Source organism: Haloarchaeobius pelagicus (assembly GCF_051207375.1).
Classification (GTDB): domain Archaea; phylum Halobacteriota; class Halobacteria; order Halobacteriales; family Natrialbaceae; genus Haloarchaeobius.
The window spans coordinates 1014804-1031146 of sequence record NZ_JBPJZD010000001.1 but is presented as its reverse complement, the minus strand read 5'-3'; the positions used below and the strand labels follow the sequence as shown (position 1 = coordinate 1031146).

At 66.6% G+C, this 16343-nt stretch carries 17 protein-coding genes; 7 read left to right on the top strand and 10 right to left on the bottom strand.

Going from position 1 to position 16343, the window contains the following annotated elements; genetic code table 11:
- Positions 1-60: 60 nt before the first annotated feature.
- From ACSC1S_RS05435 to ACSC1S_RS05410, 6 genes are all read right to left on the bottom strand, one after another.
- Entirely contained in the window at positions 61-762 is a 702-nt protein-coding gene (locus tag ACSC1S_RS05435; protein ID WP_435363471.1) for an NADH-quinone oxidoreductase subunit B, read from the bottom strand.
- Entirely contained in the window at positions 759-1175 is a 417-nt protein-coding gene (locus tag ACSC1S_RS05430; RefSeq protein WP_435317884.1) for an NADH-quinone oxidoreductase subunit A, read from the bottom strand. Before ACSC1S_RS05430 ends, ACSC1S_RS05435 begins: the two co-directional genes overlap by 4 nt.
- A 158-nt stretch (positions 1176-1333) precedes the next feature.
- Positions 1334-1975: an AIR carboxylase family protein gene (locus ACSC1S_RS05425; protein ID WP_435317883.1), complete on the bottom strand. Its 642-nt coding sequence runs from the start codon at positions 1973-1975 to the stop codon at positions 1334-1336.
- Positions 1972-3129, bottom strand: coding sequence for a 5-(carboxyamino)imidazole ribonucleotide synthase (locus tag ACSC1S_RS05420; RefSeq protein ID WP_435364588.1), 1158 nt, complete (start codon positions 3127-3129; stop codon positions 1972-1974). Before ACSC1S_RS05420 ends, ACSC1S_RS05425 begins: the two co-directional genes overlap by 4 nt.
- 64 nt (positions 3130-3193) lie before the next feature.
- On the bottom strand, positions 3194-5275 hold the full coding sequence (locus ACSC1S_RS05415; protein WP_435363470.1) for a flippase activity-associated protein Agl23: 2082 nt from the start codon (positions 5273-5275) through the stop codon (positions 3194-3196).
- A gap of 102 nt (positions 5276-5377) precedes the next feature.
- On the bottom strand, positions 5378-5566 hold the full coding sequence (locus tag ACSC1S_RS05410) for a DUF7550 family protein (protein ID WP_435363469.1): 189 nt from the start codon (positions 5564-5566) through the stop codon (positions 5378-5380).
- A 93-nt stretch (positions 5567-5659) separates the two neighbouring features.
- On the opposite strand from ACSC1S_RS05410, the gene hisF reads away from it, so the two are divergent.
- The gene (gene hisF / locus ACSC1S_RS05405) at positions 5660-6475 is read left to right on the top strand and encodes an imidazole glycerol phosphate synthase subunit HisF (protein WP_435363468.1); all 816 of its coding nucleotides are present in this window, start codon (positions 5660-5662) and stop codon (positions 6473-6475) included.
- A 110-nt stretch (positions 6476-6585) separates the two neighbouring features.
- Complete coding sequence (locus ACSC1S_RS05400) at positions 6586-7371, top strand: spore germination YkwD domain-containing protein (protein ID WP_435363467.1); 786 nt, start codon at positions 6586-6588, stop codon at positions 7369-7371.
- Between the two features lie 52 nt (positions 7372-7423).
- Here the strand turns inward: ACSC1S_RS05400 and ACSC1S_RS05395 are convergent, their stop codons facing one another.
- The 3 genes from ACSC1S_RS05395 to ACSC1S_RS05385 form a co-directional block, all read right to left on the bottom strand.
- Complete coding sequence (locus ACSC1S_RS05395) at positions 7424-7708, bottom strand: DNA-directed RNA polymerase subunit L (protein ID WP_261650817.1); 285 nt, start codon at positions 7706-7708, stop codon at positions 7424-7426.
- A gap of 482 nt (positions 7709-8190) precedes the next feature.
- The gene (dph2, locus tag ACSC1S_RS05390) at positions 8191-9228 is read right to left on the bottom strand and encodes a diphthamide biosynthesis enzyme Dph2 (protein WP_435363466.1); all 1038 of its coding nucleotides are present in this window, start codon (positions 9226-9228) and stop codon (positions 8191-8193) included.
- A gap of 133 nt (positions 9229-9361) precedes the next feature.
- On the bottom strand, positions 9362-9868 hold the full coding sequence (locus tag ACSC1S_RS05385; RefSeq protein ID WP_435363465.1) for a hypothetical protein: 507 nt from the start codon (positions 9866-9868) through the stop codon (positions 9362-9364).
- A gap of 215 nt (positions 9869-10083) precedes the next feature.
- On the opposite strand from ACSC1S_RS05385, the gene ACSC1S_RS05380 reads away from it, so the two are divergent.
- The 4 genes from ACSC1S_RS05380 to ACSC1S_RS05365 all read left to right on the top strand — a co-directional run bounded on the left by ACSC1S_RS05380 (position 10084) and on the right by ACSC1S_RS05365 (position 12789).
- Positions 10084-10803 (top strand): helix-turn-helix domain-containing protein, encoded by a 720-nt coding sequence (locus ACSC1S_RS05380; protein WP_435363464.1) that lies wholly within the window; start codon positions 10084-10086, stop codon positions 10801-10803.
- Positions 10804-10879: 76 nt separating this feature from the next.
- Positions 10880-11278 (top strand): YlbF/YmcA family competence regulator, encoded by a 399-nt coding sequence (locus ACSC1S_RS05375; RefSeq protein WP_435363463.1) that lies wholly within the window; start codon positions 10880-10882, stop codon positions 11276-11278.
- 104 nt (positions 11279-11382) lie between these two features.
- Positions 11383-12027 carry a triose-phosphate isomerase gene (tpiA, locus tag ACSC1S_RS05370; RefSeq protein WP_435363462.1) on the top strand — a complete coding sequence of 215 codons (645 nt, stop codon included), beginning with the start codon at positions 11383-11385 and terminating at the stop codon, positions 12025-12027.
- A 135-nt stretch (positions 12028-12162) separates the two neighbouring features.
- On the top strand, positions 12163-12789 hold the full coding sequence (locus ACSC1S_RS05365) for a toll/interleukin-1 receptor domain-containing protein (protein WP_435363461.1): 627 nt from the start codon (positions 12163-12165) through the stop codon (positions 12787-12789).
- Here the strand turns inward: ACSC1S_RS05365 and ACSC1S_RS05360 are convergent.
- On the bottom strand, positions 12786-13775 hold the full coding sequence (locus ACSC1S_RS05360; protein WP_435363460.1) for a J domain-containing protein: 990 nt from the start codon (positions 13773-13775) through the stop codon (positions 12786-12788). The genes ACSC1S_RS05365 and ACSC1S_RS05360 overlap by 4 nt on opposite strands.
- Positions 13776-13995: 220 nt before the next feature.
- Between ACSC1S_RS05360 and ACSC1S_RS05355 the strand changes: the two genes are divergently transcribed.
- Positions 13996-16320: a heavy metal translocating P-type ATPase gene (locus tag ACSC1S_RS05355; RefSeq protein ID WP_435363459.1), complete on the top strand. Its 2325-nt coding sequence runs from the start codon at positions 13996-13998 to the stop codon at positions 16318-16320.
- Positions 16321-16343: the final 23 nt, after the last annotated feature.

Below are 16343 nucleotides of genomic sequence, written 5' to 3'. Positions count from 1 at the left end.
GAGCATGAGGTGATGAGTCGCAGCCCGCGCAGCAACGCGAGCAGGAACGTCTCAGCGAACTCATGGCGAATCAGCCCAGTTGTAGCGCATGGCGAGCGTCTCTTCGTCGATCTGCTCTGCGAGCTTGTCGACGACCTCGTCTTGCGGCATGTCGCCGAACTGTTCGAGTTCGTACGGCTTCACCGTCACCGGCGCGGACTCGCCGTTCGCGATGCGTTCCTGGAGCTTCGCGACGCCGTAGATGAGCGCCTCGGGGCGCGGCGGGCAACCCGGGACGTGGATGTCGACCGGGATGACCTCTTCTGCGCCCTTGATGACGTTGTAGCCCTCCTGGAACGGGCCGCCAGAGATGGTACACGAGCCCATCCCGACGACGAACTTGGGCTCGGGCATCTGGTCGTACACCCGCTTCATCCGGGGGGCGAACTTCGAGACGATGGTCCCGGGAACGATGATGACGTCCGCCTGCCGCGGGGACGCCCGGGGCACACCTGCACCGAAGCGGTCGAGGTCGTGCTTGATGGCGTAGGTGTGGATCATCTCGATACTGCAGCATGCGATACCGAACTGCAGCATGAACATCGAAGAGCCACGGACCCAGTTCATGAACTTGTCGAACTTCGTGAGGATGAACGGCGTGGAGCCGAACGCCTCGCGGAGTCGCGAGTTGAACCGGTCGTCGAGGCCTTCACCCATCCGGGCTTCGCGCGTCTTGGTCAGCGCGTCTGTACTCGTGCGGTCTGTGGGGTTGTCGCTACTCATCGTTCTGCCTGTGCTCCCTTTCTTTGTTCGGCGCGCGGGCTACGCGCCCACTTGACTGCGCCGTTGCGCCAGGCCCATGCGAGGCCGACGACGAGGACGCCGATGAACACGAGCATCGGAATCAGTACCGTCGCAAGCCCGACGCCGCCTTCGAGAGCAGAGCGGTAGATAACCGTCCACGGGAAGATGAGGACGGTCTCGATGTCGAAGACGACGAACAGGAGCGCGACCATGTAGTACTGGATGTTGAACCGCATGCGCGTCCCGCCGGTCGGAACCTCACCACTTTCGTAGGTGGCGCGTTTACTGTCTTCTGGGACTGTGGGTCTGAGGAGTGCTGAAACCGACATCATACCGAGCGGAATCAGCAGCCCGACCAGAGCCAGCGCCCCGATGGCTATCCATGGATTCATGCCGTTTACTCCGTAACATCCGGGGCTTTGAAGCGCACCCATATAAGGGTTGATTCTTGCGATTTTCGGGTTTTCTACGGTGTAGAACCCTTAGAAAAACGGAGTACCGAACTGGCAGGATATTCTAGATTTTCTGCCCCCTTAGCGCGGGACCGGAGTCACTCGCGGCGTTCTTTGAACCCGGGCGTCCCGAGCTCGTGGAGATCGCGGGACGTCCGTGCCACGTCGCCCTTGAGTCCCTCGTGATAGGCGACGAGGCGCTCACGCAGTTCGTCGTGCTCGCGAGAGAGAATCATCGCGGCCGAGAGCGCGGCGTTGAACGACTTGCCGGCATCGACGGCCGTCAGCGGCGCGCCCTGTGGCATCCCGATGACGGAGTCGACGGACTTCTCCTGGACGGGGACGCCGATGACGGGGAGTGGGTACGCGATGGACGCGGTCATGTTCGGGAGGTCGGCGGACTTGCCGCCCGCGCCGGCGATGATGACGTCGAGACCGCGGGCTTCGGCGGTCTCGGCGTAGGCGTACATCAGCTCGGGGGTGCGGTGGGCGGAGGTGACGTACGTCTCGAACGTGAATCGCTCTTCGGGCGGGTCGTCGTAGTCCGTGACCTCGGCGAAGCCGAGTTCGTCGACGAGAGCGTCGTACGCTCCGCCGCGGCCCGTCTCCGAGCCCATCATCACGTCGAGGTCCGAGTCCGAGCCCATGACGATGCCGATGTCGGGGGTGTCCTCGGCCGGTCGGTCGCGCTGTGCTTCGGCGTGCAGGTCGTCGATGAGGGAGTCTACGTCGTCGGTCATCTGAACGAGAGGTCGTCGACGAGCATGCGGGTGCCCGTCAGGAGTTCGTCGGTCGATTCGCCGTCGGTCGCAACGCTCGTGACGTGGCCCATCTTCCGGAGCGGGCGCACGTCGCGCTTGCCGTACCAGTGCAGCGACGCCCCGGGGGCGTCGAGGACCGAATCGACGCCGGAAAGTTCGGCCTCGCGGGACTCCTCGCCGGTCCCGAGGATGTTCTTCGAGACCGTGTTCGCGCGCAGGTTGGTCGCGCCGAGGGGCCAGCCGAGCACCGCGCGGGTGTGCTGTTCGAACTGGGACGTGACCGCCCCCTCGATGGTCCAGTGCCCGGAGTTGTGCGGACGGGGCGCGATCTCGTTCACGAGAATCTCGCCGTCGCGGGTCTCGAACAGCTCGATACCGTAGACGCCACGGCCCTCCATCAGCTCGAGCACGTCGCGAGCCACGGCCTCGGCCTCTTCGAGCACGGCCTCGTCAGAGCCGGCGGGGACGACCGTCTCGCGCAGGATCTCCGCCTCGTGGATGTTCTCCCCGACGGGGAACGTCGCCACTTCGCCGTCGCCCTTGACGGCGATGACGGACACCTCGCGCTCGTAGTCCACGAACGCTTCGAGCATGGCGGGCCCGGCGACGGCCTCGATGGCGTCCTCGGCCTCGTCGCGGTGCTCGACCGGGACGTTCCCGCGGCCGTCGTAGCCGCCGGTGCGGGCCTTGAGCATCGCCGGCGCACCGAGTTCGTCGATGGCGTCGCGAAGCTCGTCGGCGGTCTCGACCGCCCGGAACTCGGGAACTGGAATCCCGGCGTCGGCGAGCGCCTGCTTCTGGTGGAGCTTGTCGTGGATGAGTTCGAGCGTCGCCGGCTTCGGATGGCACGGGACGCCCGTCTCGGCGCTGACCTCGTTCAGCGCGTCCTGGTCGGCGAGTTCGATCTCGAACGTGAGGTAGTCGACGCGTTCGGCCAGGTCACGGATGGCCGACTGGTCGTCGAAGTCGGCGACGAGCTGGTCGCGGGCGACCGGCGCGGCCGGGCAGTCCGGCGTGGGGTCAAGGACCACCACGTCGACGCCCAGGGGCGCGGCAGCTTCGGCCAGCATCCGCCCCAGCTGGCCGCCGCCGACGACGCCGAGTGTCGGCCCTGGTAGGGTCGCGGGCATTATGGTCGGCGGTTCCACAGCCCGATGCTTAACGCTTGCTCTATGCATCGACGTGCACTGTCTGCCCCTACGACTGGACGGAGTTGTTCACGAACACGACGGTCTCCGTCCCGGTCGCGGTCAGGTTCACCGCGTGGCGCTGGTAGCCCTCACCGAGCAGTTCGCCGACGTGGTTGGCGTGCGTCGCCCGGGTGACCACGACCGGTGGCTGGCTCGCGAGGTGCACCTGGAGTGCCGAGATGGTGCGTGCACTGGCCGTCTCCGCGTCTGCCTGGGCCACGTACCACGCCAATGGGAGCCGGTGGTACCAGTTCTCGTTGTCGGCGTACACCGTCCAGGTACCGTTACGCCAGCCCTCTCCGTCGGTGACCGGCAACCGGTCCGCGGCGCTCTCGTTGTCCATGGCGAAGAACGCGCCGTAGTACACCACGTCGGGCCCGTCGGTGTTCTGGCTCGCTGCGGTCTCGATGGCCGCCGCGACCGGCCCGAGGTCGGTCCCCGGCTGCCCGGCCTGCACGAGTGGGTTCCCCTCGCCAGCGGGGCTGGCGTACACGGTCGATATCGCCGTCGCACCGGTGAGTCCGGTCGCGAACAGGAGGACGGCGACGGCGAGGCTCGCAGAGACCGTCCGGCGGTCCCCGACTGCAGCCCAGCCCCAGCGCCCGACCAGCCCGAGTCCGACCGCCGCCGGGATGGCCAGCGGGACGACCATGTGGACGAGCGCCCACTGGCCCTGCACCGCGACCAGTACCGGGTACGCCAGGACGCTCGCGAAGCCCCAGTAGCTCGCGAACGCGACGAGGTCGCGCTGTTCACCCGCGCCGTATCTGTCGGCGAGGAACCCCACGACCGCGAACAGGACGAGGACGAACGCGCCGCCCCGCAGGGCGGTCGCGAAGAAGGCGAACGAGTCGAGGAAGCTCAAGGTCTGGACGTTCCCGAAGTAGAGGGCCGTCATGTCGTCCCAGCTCTCGAACAGGGCAGCCTCGACGACGCCGGGCAGGAGCACCGGGTTCGTCAGGGCGGCCCCCAGGCCCGCGTCCCCGCGGGGCGCGTAGAACCCGATCGTCGCGACCACGACTATCGTCCCCGCGAGGAGCAGCGGTGCACGCCACAGGGTGAGCGTCTGGCCGGCCGAGGAGCCACGGAGGACCTCACCGAGGACGAAGCTCCCGAACACGGCCCAGGTCACTGCGTAGACCAGTGCGGCCGAACCGATACCCGTCAGCAACCAGACCACCGCCACCGCACCGGTGAGTGTGGAGAGCCGATGCCAGTCACCGCCCTCGGGGAGCACCCAGCGAGTTGCCCGGAGCGCGACGAGCACTGACACGATGGTCACGAACCGCGACTCCACGAAGGCCGTGACCACGACCGGGTTCAGGAGTGCAACCAGCACGACCGCCCCGTCGATGCGGCCGAGCAGCCACTCGGGGACGAGTTCGATGCCATCGTCGACCGGGTCGTAGTCGAGCGGGCGAACGAGAGCCCGGTGGTCCAGGACGAGTGCGCCGGCCCCGACCCACATCGCGACGTAGAGCAGCGCGTTCTCCTTCGCCGCGACCGCGAGCGCTCCCGTCAGGGCCGTGGCGTAGAGGTACCACGGGGAGCGTGTGTCGGCGAGTCGCACGAGGAAGCCCAGCGTGACCAGGGCAAGGGCGGCGACGAGCAGATTGCTCCGGGCGAACCGGGAGTAGTACAGCAACACGGGATTCACCGCGAGGAAGCCCGCAAGCGCGAGTACCTCGACGTCGCGGAGGCGCTCCCGGAACAGCCACGCCGCGAGTGGCAGGAGGCCGCCGACCACGGCGACCGTGAGGCGGCCTATCGCGTCCGAGGGTCCGAAGACCGAGAATAATAGTTCGTTCGCGTGCGCGAGAAGCGGCCCGTGCATCACCGGGCGATACGTCCAGACACCCGTCTCGACGGCAGTCAACACCGCATACCCGAGTCGGGCCTCGCTCCAGTGCGCCGAGCGCTCGCCGAGCCAGAGGACCCTGGCGACCAGTGCGAGCACCGTCATGCCAAGCACGCCAGCGAGCACTCGCCGGTCCGTGGGTCTCGCCTGCTCGGGCACCTCGACCAGTGCCGGCCCCGACTCGGCTCCCACCTCCGGCTGGTCGTCGGCCCGGACCGAATCCGCATCCATTGGCCACCGAAGCGTCTCCCGAGGTTGAAATCTTTTGGGTTCACCGGAGACGGCGGTCGCTCGGCGGAAACGATGGAGCTGCTGAGAACGGGAGAGACGGCTTCAGACCAGCAGGAGCGGGACGGCCAGCGTGAGGAGGATGCCGACGAGCATCGTGACGAAGCCGATACCGGCCGCGCTCGCTCCGAACTCTTGCATCGGAGAGGTCACGCGCCCGTCCTCGTCGCCGTGGTCGTGGTGGTCGTCGTGGTCGTGGTCCGCGTGTTCGACGTCCTCGGTCTCGTCGCTCATACTCGCGAGTAGCGACAGTGGCTACCTGAAAGTATCGAAACTGACCACGGTCGAAACGGTCAAACACCACACGCCCGAACCACCACGTAGTAGATGCCCCTCACGAAGCGTATCATCCCCTGTATCGACGTGGACCTGGACGAGGACGGCAACGCCGCCGTATACACCGGTGTGAACTTCGAGGACCTGAAGTACACCGGCGACCCGGTCGAGATGGCTCGCCGGTACAACGAATCCGGTGCCGACGAGTTCGTCTTCCTCGACATCACGGCCTCGGCGGAGGGTCGCGAGACGATGCTCGACACGGTCAGTGCGGTCGCCGACGAGGTGTTCATCCCGCTCACCGTCGGGGGTGGCATCCGAACCAAGGAGGACATCAAGGAGACGCTCCGGGCCGGTGCGGACAAGGTCTCCATCAACTCTGGGGCACTGAAGAACCCGGACCTCATCAACGAGGGCGCTCGCGCCTTCGGGAACCAGTGCATCGTCATCTCGGTCGACTCCCGCCGTCGCTTCGACGAGCAGGGCGAGTACTACGCCGAGGTCGACGGCGAGTCCTGCTGGTTCGAGTGTACGGTCAAGGGCGGTCGCGAAGGGACCGGTCGCGACGTGGTCGAGTGGGCGCAAACGGCCGAACAACGCGGTGCCGGCGAGCTGTTCGTGAACTCCATCGACACCGACGGAACCAAAGACGGCTACGACATCCCGGTCACGAAGGCGGTGTGTGACGCGGTCGATACGCCCGTCATCGCCTCCTCCGGCTGTGGTGGCCCCGAGCACGCCCGCGAAGTGTTCGAGGACGCCGGTGCGGACGCCGCCCTCGCCGCCTCTATCTTCCACTTCGACGAGTACTCCATCCGCGAGGTCAAGGAGTACCTCGACGAGCACGGCGTGCCGGTCCGGCTCTGAGCAGGCGACGGTAGCCACGCCGAATCAGCAACCCTGGGCGCGTTCTCTCCCGTTTTCCATCCTGCCGAGCGGCAGGTATTTCCACGTGACACCGTACTGTAGGCTAGAGAATGGGCTGGGAGTGTGACAACTGCGGGTCGGTATCGACGACGCCACCCTGCGACGAGTGCGGCCACGAACACGGCGAGTACACCGGATTCGTCTGGGTCTGCACCGAGTGCGGCAAGCAGTCGACCCGGAACAACCCGCCGTGTGTCCGGTGTGGCAACATGGGCCTGGAGAAGCGGAAACCCGACTACCAGGACGTGGAGACCGAGGCCGCCGGCGTCGGCTGGCTGACCGTCGCGAAACCGTTCGCCCCCGTCATCGCCGTCATGCTCCTGGTCGCCGCGCTGTTCGTGACCGGTGTCATCCCGTTCCCGCTGGGGGACCAGCAACCGACCGTGTCGAACGCCCCCGGGAACGCGACGACCGCGAACGGCATCGACCTCGCCGCGGTGGAGGCCGACGTGCAGCTGCAGGTGAACGACTTCCGCGCCGAACAGGGTGAGAGCACCCTCGAACAGGACGAGACGCTGACCGCGATGGCGACGTTCCTGAACCAGCGGAACGTCACCCGGGACTACGAGGGTGGACAGGTGCGTGGCGACCTCGACGGTTTCTCGTCAGGGTGCCAGCGACAGCTACTGGGCTCGTTCTTCGGGTCCGAGGAGAACAGGTTCGGGTCACACATCACCGACTACGACAGCGCCGAGATGCTCGCCGACAGCGTCGCGGAGGCGCTGCTGTCGAACCCCAGCTCCCGGCAGGCCGCTCTCGCCGCAGAATCGACCTACGCCGTCGACGTCCACGTCGCGCCAGACGGCCGAATCTACGTCGCACACCTGTTCTGCTGAGAGACGCGTCGCTCCCTGTCGAACGAACTGAGACGAGTCGACTGCTCGAAAATCAGGCCGCGTTCTCGAACGCGGTGCGGAACGCCTCGGTCTTCTCCTGCACGCGCTTTGCGGCCGTCTCCAGGGCGTCGAGCGGGGCGGTCCCCTCGTACGTCTTGACGGTGAGGATGGGCTCTGTCTGGCCACCGGACTGCTCGGGGTTCATGTCGTACGTCGCGGCACTGACGCCCTCCGTCTCCAGGAGCGCGCCCTTGAGGACGTTCATGAACGTGTGGTCCTCGCCAGCGATTTCGACGTGGAGTTCCTGTTCGAGGTTCTCCGTGACGGTGAGTTCCATGTGTCTTCGTGGTCGGTGGCGGCGTTTACAGGTTTCGGAACTGGTCGTCGTCTAATTCGTTTCGAGAGCTGTCTTCGTCGTCGGTGGAAACTGGGGCTGGATAATTGGTAGTCAGTGTATCGCCCCAGTTGCGAGAACAACTGGTGACTCCAACAGCCAGAAAGCCCCGACCGTCTCGACTCCCGCGGCGGACCTGCGGTCCGACGAGCTCCCGTTCGCTTCGCTCACGGGACCCACCCACCGCACAGCACCGCCCCGCACCACACCCTCCCCAGCCGATTTCGGTCCTCGCTTCACTCCACTGCGTTCCGTTCCGCTCCGGTCCTCATCCCTCGCACAACTACGCTTCGCGGCCTCGCGTTGCGAGGCGACACTGTCGCCTCGTGCTCGGCACGCTCACCAGCGCGCGCCGGTCGGCTGTGCGGGTCAGAGAAACAGGAGACCGCAAATCCGAGCGTCCAGAACGAGTCGACGTCCTCAGTTCACCACGTCCCGTGGAACGTGTCGAACGCGAGGCTGTCGAGCGGTTCCTCGCCGATGGCTATCTTGTACTCCTGGGGGGTGAGCATCGGCTTGTGGAACTGCGGGCCGTCGTCGGTCGTGATGCGCGGACAGCCCGTGTTGACGAAGGCGTCCATGTCGAAGTTGCGCAGGCGGTCTGGCGTGACCTCGTCCATGGTGATGAGGTAGGCGTTCTCGTTGTTGTCGACGATCTCCTCGGCGATCTCCCAGCGGCCCTGGCCGATCTTCGTGCAGAAGATGACGCCGAACTTCTCGGCGTCCATCGCCCGGTGGACGGCCCCGTAGCGCTGCTTCATGAACTTCTCCGTGTCGGCCACGGTGACGACGTTGTTGACGGGGTCGGCGATGACAACCTTCTTGTCGGGGTGTTCCATCGCGAGGCCGAGGGGGTGGAACTTGCCGCCGCCGACGTAGAGTATCTGGTCGGCGTCGATGTCCGCGGAGGCGTAGTTGCAGCCGAGAACCTGGCCCTCGTGGGTGAGTCGGTCGTCGCCCTTGCGGGTGTGGACGTCGAAGCCCTGCTCCGTGAGCCACTCCTTCATCTCCTCGAACCGGTTCATGTGCTGGGCGGTCGTGACGAGGCCCACGTCGCCCGTTTCGAGCTTCTCCTCGACGGCCTGCTCCATGATGGGGCGGACCTCGACGTTGGAGAACAGCGGGACGTAGATGATCTTGTCCGACTCCTTCATCGGGGAGTGGCCGAAGTGGACGAACACGTCGGTCCGGCGCATGAGGAAGGTGTCGAGGTCGCAGGCACCGTAACACGGCTGGCCGGAGATGAGGACGGTGACCTCGTCGGGCAGGAGTTCGCGGAGGTCGTCGGCGACCTTCGGGCCGCGGCGTTTGAGGCCCTCGGGGAACTGCAGGCCGACCTTGGTCGCGTCGCGCTCCTCGACCGCCTCGATGATGCGGTCGAGTTCGTAGTCCCACTCGCGGTCGTGCTTGAGGGACATCCCTGTGTTCCGGAGGTCCCCGTCAGAAAGCGACTCGTTGCTCATTAGCCTCGATTAACTGGGGCGGACGGTTAACTTCCGCGGTTCCGAATCCGGTCGTCTGTGCCCTATGTGGCGTGGTGGCGGGGAGAACGGTGGTCGAGCGAGTCGATTCCGACGTGGCCTGTCCGCTGGTCAGTTACGACGGGTCGATGGTCCGGAACATGGCTTCGTAGTCCGCGGGTTCGAACGCGTCCTGCAGGTCCCTGGTCTCGGAACTGAGCCGTGCCAGCCGGCCGTGATTGCTGCTGGTCGCCCGGCGCGCCGCCGCGAGCAGTGCGTCGAGTCGGTCGACGTAGGTCGCTCGCGTGACCAGTCGCTCGACGCTCCCACGGAGTTCCTGTCGCTGGACCGGCGAGGAGAGTCGCTCGTCACACGGCAGGTCGTGGCTGGCGGACGACGCGAGGGAGACGATGGCACACTCCCTGGTGTGTCGGCTGATGGTGCGCACCAGGTCGTCGTGGCTCGCTCGCCCGACACCGCCTGCGACGAGGACGACCGCAGCCTGTTTGGCGGTCGCAACCGCTTCGTCGAGGATGCCTGTCGCGATGATGTCGTAGGTGCCACTCTCCAGCCACGTCGAACAGCGCTGTCGTGTCAGTTCGTCGTCGGCGACGACGAGTACCGTCGGGGGGCGCTCGACCATCTTAGATTCCACAACGAACTATAGGTATATCAAGTGGTGAGCCCGTTCATGAATCGTTCAGACCGTTCAAAAAAGTCTAACGCTGTAGAAATCGCCGGTTCTCTGATTCGCCCCCGAATCCGGGCGATGCGCACGCACACCGTGTTACACCGACAGCTCGGGTCCTGGGCGGGCGGTGAGATGGATTTATTCCGACGGACGTTCTCCCACCAGTGATGACCCAGCAGGACGACGAGGAAGACGAGGTCCTCCGCCTCACACTCAAGGTCGCACACCCGGACTGCTGGTCGCTCCAGGTCACCGACCAGCACGACGCCGGGCTGCTGAACCACGGGGCGTTCCCCCTCTCTGACGGCAACATCAAGGGGCTGTTCACGGCGTTCGGCGACACCAGGGACGAGGTGGCCGAGCTGGTCGACGCGACGCGCGACTCACCACTCACGCAGTCCGTCCTCGAACTCTCCGGTGGTCTCAAGATGAACACCGATGGGTTCGACCCCGGCAACGCGACCCAGGACATCTTCGTCCAGTACTCCGAGAAGGACAGCATCGAGCCCGCGCTCACCTCGAACGGGTTCATCCACGAGGGACCCGTCCGCATCTACGACGGGTACGAGTACTGGCCGGTCGTCGCGCAGTGTCCGCGAGGTGAGCTCGACGACCGACTGGAGACGGTGCGCGAGGAGAAGGATGCGACCATCGATGTCCAGCACATCTCCTCGGTCCAGTCGCTCTCCGGTGGGTCTACCCAGTACCTCCAGTTGCTCTCCCAGCGCCAGCGCGAAGTGTTCGAACTCGCCCGACGGGAGAACTACTACCAGTGGCCACGCGAGGTGTCCCTGCAGGAACTCGCCGACGAACTCGATATCTCGAAGACGACGTTCACCGAACACCTCCGGAAGGCCGAGGCCAAGCTGCTCAACGACATCCGGTGAGTGCGCGAGGGGGCCGCCGTTTGCCGGGGAATCCGCTTCCAAAGCGTTGAAACCTGTCCACTCCGTAGCCGCCGCTATGAGCATCGAAACGAGCGGCGAAGCGGCCGAGGAGACGACCGTCGTGGACCAGCGGGCCCAGGAACTCGGCGAGGCCATCCGCGACCTGCCGGAGTTCGAGCGCTTCCACGAGGCCCAGCAGGCCGTCGAGGAGTCCGAAGAAGCCCAGGAGAAGATCGACGAGTTCGAGCAGGTCCGCCAGGAGTTCATGCTGGCGCGCCAGACCGGCCAGGCCTCCCAGGAGGACCTCCAGAACCTCCAGGAGACCCAGCAGGAGCTGCACGACATCCCCGTGATGGCGGAGTACATCGACGCCCAGAACCGCCTCGACGCCCGCCTCGAAGCGGTCAACGACACCCTCTCGGAGACCATCGGCCTCGACTTCGCCGACGAGGCGAGTGGCTGCTGTAACGACTGAGCCGTTCTCCCGACCACCGTTCTCCCGACCATTCCCGTCGTGCGCAACAGGCAAGCGCTGGCGGAACAGGTAGCTATTTTACCGACGCTCGTGGGCCTTACGACATGTTCGTACTCGTCAATCTGAAGGCGTACCCGTGTGACCCGGTCGAGGTCGCGACAGCGGCAGCGAACGTCAGCGACGACTCTGGCGTCCGTATCGCGGTGGCACCACAGGCCGCGCACCTGCAGCGCGTGGCCGAGACTGGCGTCGAGACGTGGGCCCAGCACGTCAGCCCGGTCGAGCACGGCAGCCACACCGGCAGCACGCTGGCCGAGGCGGCGGCCGACGCCGGCGCGGTCGGCACGCTCCTGAACCACTCCGAGAACCGGCTGAAGCTCGCCGATATCGACGGCTCCCTGCGAGCAGCCGAGCGCGCGGACCTGGAGACCATCGTCTGTGCGAACAACCCGCGCCAGATCGGCGCGGCAGCCGCACTCGGGCCGGACTCCGTGGCCGTGGAACCGCCGGAACTCATCGGGACCGGCACGCCCGTGAGCCAGGCCGACCCGGACATCGTCACCGGCGCGGTCGAGGCCGCCGAGGCGGTCGACGAGAGCGTCGACGTCCTCTGTGGTGCCGGCATCTCGACCGGCGACGACCTCGAAGCCGCTGGCGAACTCGGGTCGACCGGCGTCCTCCTCGCCTCGGGTGTCGCGAAGGCCGAGGACCCGCGTGCCGCGCTCGAAGACCTCGTCTCCCCCCTCTGAAGCGGGCCATCCAGCCCGACCGAGCCGACCCCGGTGGTCCTCGCTTTCGTCCTCCCCCCGACAGCGTCTGCGCTAGCTGTCGCGAGACCGTGCACCCGGAGTAAGGGTTTTGTACGTCTCGGGTGAGTTGCACCTATGACCGACGCGCAGGTCTTCGTGTCGCACGCGGCCGAGGACCTCGAACTGGCCCAGGAACTCTTCGGGACGGTGCGGAACCTCCCGGTGGACTTCTATCTCGCCATGGAGGAGATCGAGTCGGGCCGGACCCGCACAGACCTCAAGGGACGGCTCGCGAACTCGGACCTCGTCATCGCCCTGTTCACTCGCGAGCACGTGACCGAGCCGTGGGTGAACCAGGAGGTCGGGTTCGCCGTGGCCAAGGGTGTCCCGGTGCTACCGATGTACGACGAGGGCGTCGACCGACCGGGCTACATCACGAACGTCGAGGGCGTCCAGCTCGACCGTGACGAGATACCGGTGACCGTGTTCAACCTGCTCTGTCGCCTGCGTGCCGAACTCGCGCCGCTCGGCACGCTCTCGACGCCCAACTGGTACGTCCGGTTCCCGTGTAACTTCGAGAGCTGTGACCATCCGGTGATCCTGGACGTCGACGCGACACAGAAGGACCTCTGGCAGGAGTACAAGCACAACCAGCCGCTGGTGGCGACCTGCGACGAGTGCAACTCGCGGTACCTGTTCAACCCGGTGACACTGGGCTACGTCGAACGGCAGGACCCGGCAGGACCGGCGACCCAGAACTAAAATTCCGCGTCGAGTCGTTCGTACGCCCGCTGCACGGCCTTGAACGCGGCTCTGCTCCCGCCCGCCCGGTCGGGGTGGACCTCCTTTACGCGCTCGATGTACGCGTCACGCAGTTCGTCGGCGTCCGACGCCCCGTCGATGCCGAGCGTCTCGTAGGCTTCGGCCTGACGCATGCGGACGTTCGTGACGATGCCGCGGCTCCGGGCGAGTTCCAGACAGTCCGGGCAGAAGTTCTCGGTCCGCTTGTCGTTGATCTCGACACGGTAGAGTTCGACCGAGCACCACTCCTTGCACTGCGAACAGAGGTTCCGGGTCTGTATCGCCTTCGAGGGTTCCTTGTTCGCGAGTTCGGCCGCCGTCTCGCGTTCGGCGTCCTGCCGACGGTCCTCGTCGACGTCGTCGGTCTCCTCCTCCTGGGGCGCGTGCTTGCTGCACGTCTCACAACAGAGCACGCTCGTTCCGTCCGGCAGCAATATCTCGTCGAGGTCCGAGACGGGGAACTCCCTGGTACAGCCGTCGCATTCGCGGCGGCGGTCCCCGAGTTCTGCCTTGCTACTGACGGACTCGGCGAACGTTCGACACTCCGGACAGCAGATGGATTGCGTCCCACCCGGCATGTCGACGACGGCGAGGTTGTCGAGCGCGAACTCCCGTGAACAGCCGTCACAGGCCCGACGACGCTCGCCGAGTTCAGCCTTGGTGCTGACGGATTCGGCGAACGCTCGACACTCGGGACAACAGACGGAGCGTGAGCCGCCGGGCATCTCGACGGTGGTCAGGTCCGCCAGCGAGAACGCTCGGGAGCAGCCGTCACACTCGTGTTCGTCTCGTTCGAACTCCGCTCTGGAGCTGACGGACTCGGCGAACGCTCGACAGTCCGGACAGCAGACCGATCGTGAGCCGCCGGGCATCCGGACGGTGGCCAGGCGCTCGAGGGAGAACTGGCGGTCGCAGCCGTCACAGGATTGTCGGTCGGCCACAGCCATCGCTTGTCCCGTTGGGTTTCATCGTATATGAGTTTTCAGTGTCCGACACCCGGATTTCGGGACCCGGTGGGGCCGTGTCCCCGACAGCTCGGCGTCCCCACCGGTCCAGGGGGCTGCACCCCTGTTGTTAACTAATCTCGTTTGCTTTGTTAAGAAATACCATCCTACCCCCGATTTGTAGCAGCCGAATTAATAACGTCCGGGCGACTACCGTCAGGCAATGAGTGACGATTGTACGACCGAGTCGTGTGGCTGTTCCGATTCGGTGTCGAACGAAACGGGGTTCGTCGGCCAGGTAGCCGACGCCCCCGCGACGCTGCGACTCGACGTGCCCGACATGGATTGCCCGTCCTGTGCGAGCAAGGTAGACGGGAGCGTCTCCGGTGTCGACGGCGTGCTCGCGGTCGACCCGCGCCCGACCACCGGGACGCTGGTCGTCGGGTACGACCCCGACCGGACCGACCGCGCGGCCATCGTGGCCGCGGTGGAGGGCGCTGGCTACGCGGTTCAGGAAGAGGGCGACGACGGTGACGACGCGGTCTGGACCAGCCCGCGCGGGCTGAAGACCATCGCCTCCGGCAGCTTCGTCGCGCTCGCACTGCTCGTCATCGTCGCGGGAGTGAACCCGGTGCTCGCGACGGTCCTCGAGCAGTCCTACGCCCTCTCAGACGTCCTGTTGCTCGGGGCGGTCGTCGCCGGTGGGCAGGTCATCCTCCGCAACGGCTACTACTCGGCGAAGAACGCGAGCCTCGACATCGACTTCCTGATGACGGCGGCCATCCTCGCCGCGACGGGCATCACCGTCTTCGTGCCCGGCGAGAACCTGCTCATCGAGGCCGCCTCACTGGCGTTCCTGTTCAACGTCGCCGAGTTGCTCGAACGGTACTCGGTCCAGCGTGCCCGCCGGTCGCTCGACGAGTTGCTCGACCTCGCGCCAGAGACGGCCGTGGTGCGGCGCGACGGCGAACAGGTCGAGATTCCGGCCGAAGACGTCCGCGTCGGCGAGGTCGTCATCGTCCAGCCTGGTGAGAAGATCCCCGTCGACGGTCTCGTCCGTGACGGTGAATCCGCGGTGAACCAGGCCCCCATCACGGGCGAGTCCGTCCCGGTCGACAAGGCCCGCGGCGACGAGGTGTACGCCGGGACCGTCAACGAGCAGGGCTACCTCGAGGTCGAGACGACCGCGCCCGCCGGCGAGTCCACGCTGGCACGCATCGTCGACCTCGTGACCGACGCGCAGTCGAACAAGACCGAGCGCGAGCGCTTCGTCGAGCGTTTCGCCCAGTACTACACGCCCCTGGTGACGAGCATCGCGATTCTGGTCGCCACGGTCCCGCCGCTCCTGTTCGGCGCGGACTGGGTCCACTGGGCGGTCAACGGCATCGCCCTGCTCGTCATCGCCTGCCCGTGTGCGTTCGTCATCTCGACGCCCGTGAGCGTCGTCTCCGCGGTGACCAGCGCGGCCAAGCGCGCCGTCCTCGTGAAAGGCGGTGACCGGCTGGAGACGATGGGCGACGTGGACATCGTCGCCCTCGACAAGACCGGGACGCTGACCACTGGCGAACTCGCCGTCACCGACGTCGTCCCCCTGAACGGAAACAGCGAGGCGGACGTGCTCCGGTGCGCTCGCGGGCTGGAGAGTCGGTCCGAACACCCCATCGGCGACGCCATCGTCAGCCACGCCGCACAGAACGGGGTCGAACACCACGAGGTGTCGGGCTTCGAGAGCCTGACCGGTGAGGGCGTGAAGGCCACGCTCGGGGACGTACCCCACTACGCGGGTAAACCCGACCTGTTCGCCGACCTCGGGTTCGACCTCGACCACGTCCACCTGACGGCCGACGGGGGCGTCACCCGTCCCGAGATGCGCCAGCAGTGCGAACGCGAAGGCTGCCTGGACCTCGTCGAAGACACCATCCCGCGCCTGCAGGGCGAGGGGAAGACGGTCGTCCTCGTCGGGACCGAGGACGCCCTCGAAGGGGTCATCGCGGTCAGCGACACCGTCCGCGAGGGTGCCAGGGAGACGGTCGCTGCGCTCCGGGACCGGGGCCTCTCGGTCGTCATGCTCACCGGCGACAACGAGGGCACGGCCCGCGCCGTCGCGGCCCAGCTCGGCATCGACGAGTACCGCGCCGACCTGCTCCCCGAGGACAAGACCGACGCGGTCGCCGCACTCAAAGAGCGGGGCACGGTCGCGATGGTCGGCGACGGCGTCAACGACGCGCCCGCCCTCGCGACCGCCGACGTGGGCATCGCGATGGGCGCGGCCGGCAGCGACACCGCCATCGAGACGGCGGACATCGCCCTGCTGACCGACGACCTCTCGCGCCTGCCCTACCTGGTCGACCTCGCCCGGAAGACCAACGGCGTCATCCGCCAGAACGTCTGGGGCAGCCTCGCGGTCAAGGCCGCCCTCGCGGTCCTCATCCCCGTCTTCGCCATCCCGCTCTGGCTCGTCGTGCTCGCCGGGGACGTCGGCATGACGACCGCCGTCACGGGCAACGCGATGCGGCTCGCCCGCGTTTCGTCGGCCGACGGCGACTGACCAGGGTCGCGGGTCACCCGGTC

Bases quoted from the DNA above. Each gene is read 5' to 3' on its own strand.
- ACSC1S_RS05435 (WP_435363471.1), bottom strand. From the start codon at position 762: ATGAGTAGCGACAACCCCACAGACCGCACGAGTACAGACGCGCTGACC.
- ACSC1S_RS05430 (WP_435317884.1), bottom strand. From the start codon at position 1,175: ATGAATCCATGGATAGCCATCGGGGCGCTGGCTCTGGTCGGGCTGCTG.
- ACSC1S_RS05425 (WP_435317883.1), bottom strand. From the start codon at position 1,975: ATGACCGACGACGTAGACTCCCTCATCGACGACCTGCACGCCGAAGCA.
- ACSC1S_RS05415 (WP_435363470.1), bottom strand. From the start codon at position 5,275: ATGGATGCGGATTCGGTCCGGGCCGACGACCAGCCGGAGGTGGGAGCC.
- ACSC1S_RS05410 (WP_435363469.1), bottom strand. From the start codon at position 5,566: ATGAGCGACGAGACCGAGGACGTCGAACACGCGGACCACGACCACGAC.
- hisF (WP_435363468.1), top strand. From the start codon at position 5,660: ATGCCCCTCACGAAGCGTATCATCCCCTGTATCGACGTGGACCTGGAC.
- ACSC1S_RS05400 (WP_435363467.1), top strand. From the start codon at position 6,586: ATGGGCTGGGAGTGTGACAACTGCGGGTCGGTATCGACGACGCCACCC.
- ACSC1S_RS05395 (WP_261650817.1), bottom strand. From the start codon at position 7,708: ATGGAACTCACCGTCACGGAGAACCTCGAACAGGAACTCCACGTCGAA.
- dph2 (WP_435363466.1), bottom strand. From the start codon at position 9,228: ATGAGCAACGAGTCGCTTTCTGACGGGGACCTCCGGAACACAGGGATG.
- ACSC1S_RS05385 (WP_435363465.1), bottom strand. From the start codon at position 9,868: ATGGTCGAGCGCCCCCCGACGGTACTCGTCGTCGCCGACGACGAACTG.
- ACSC1S_RS05380 (WP_435363464.1), top strand. From the start codon at position 10,084: ATGACCCAGCAGGACGACGAGGAAGACGAGGTCCTCCGCCTCACACTC.
- ACSC1S_RS05375 (WP_435363463.1), top strand. From the start codon at position 10,880: ATGAGCATCGAAACGAGCGGCGAAGCGGCCGAGGAGACGACCGTCGTG.
- tpiA (WP_435363462.1), top strand. From the start codon at position 11,383: ATGTTCGTACTCGTCAATCTGAAGGCGTACCCGTGTGACCCGGTCGAG.
- ACSC1S_RS05365 (WP_435363461.1), top strand. From the start codon at position 12,163: ATGACCGACGCGCAGGTCTTCGTGTCGCACGCGGCCGAGGACCTCGAA.
- ACSC1S_RS05360 (WP_435363460.1), bottom strand. From the start codon at position 13,775: ATGGCTGTGGCCGACCGACAATCCTGTGACGGCTGCGACCGCCAGTTC.
- ACSC1S_RS05355 (WP_435363459.1), top strand. From the start codon at position 13,996: ATGAGTGACGATTGTACGACCGAGTCGTGTGGCTGTTCCGATTCGGTG.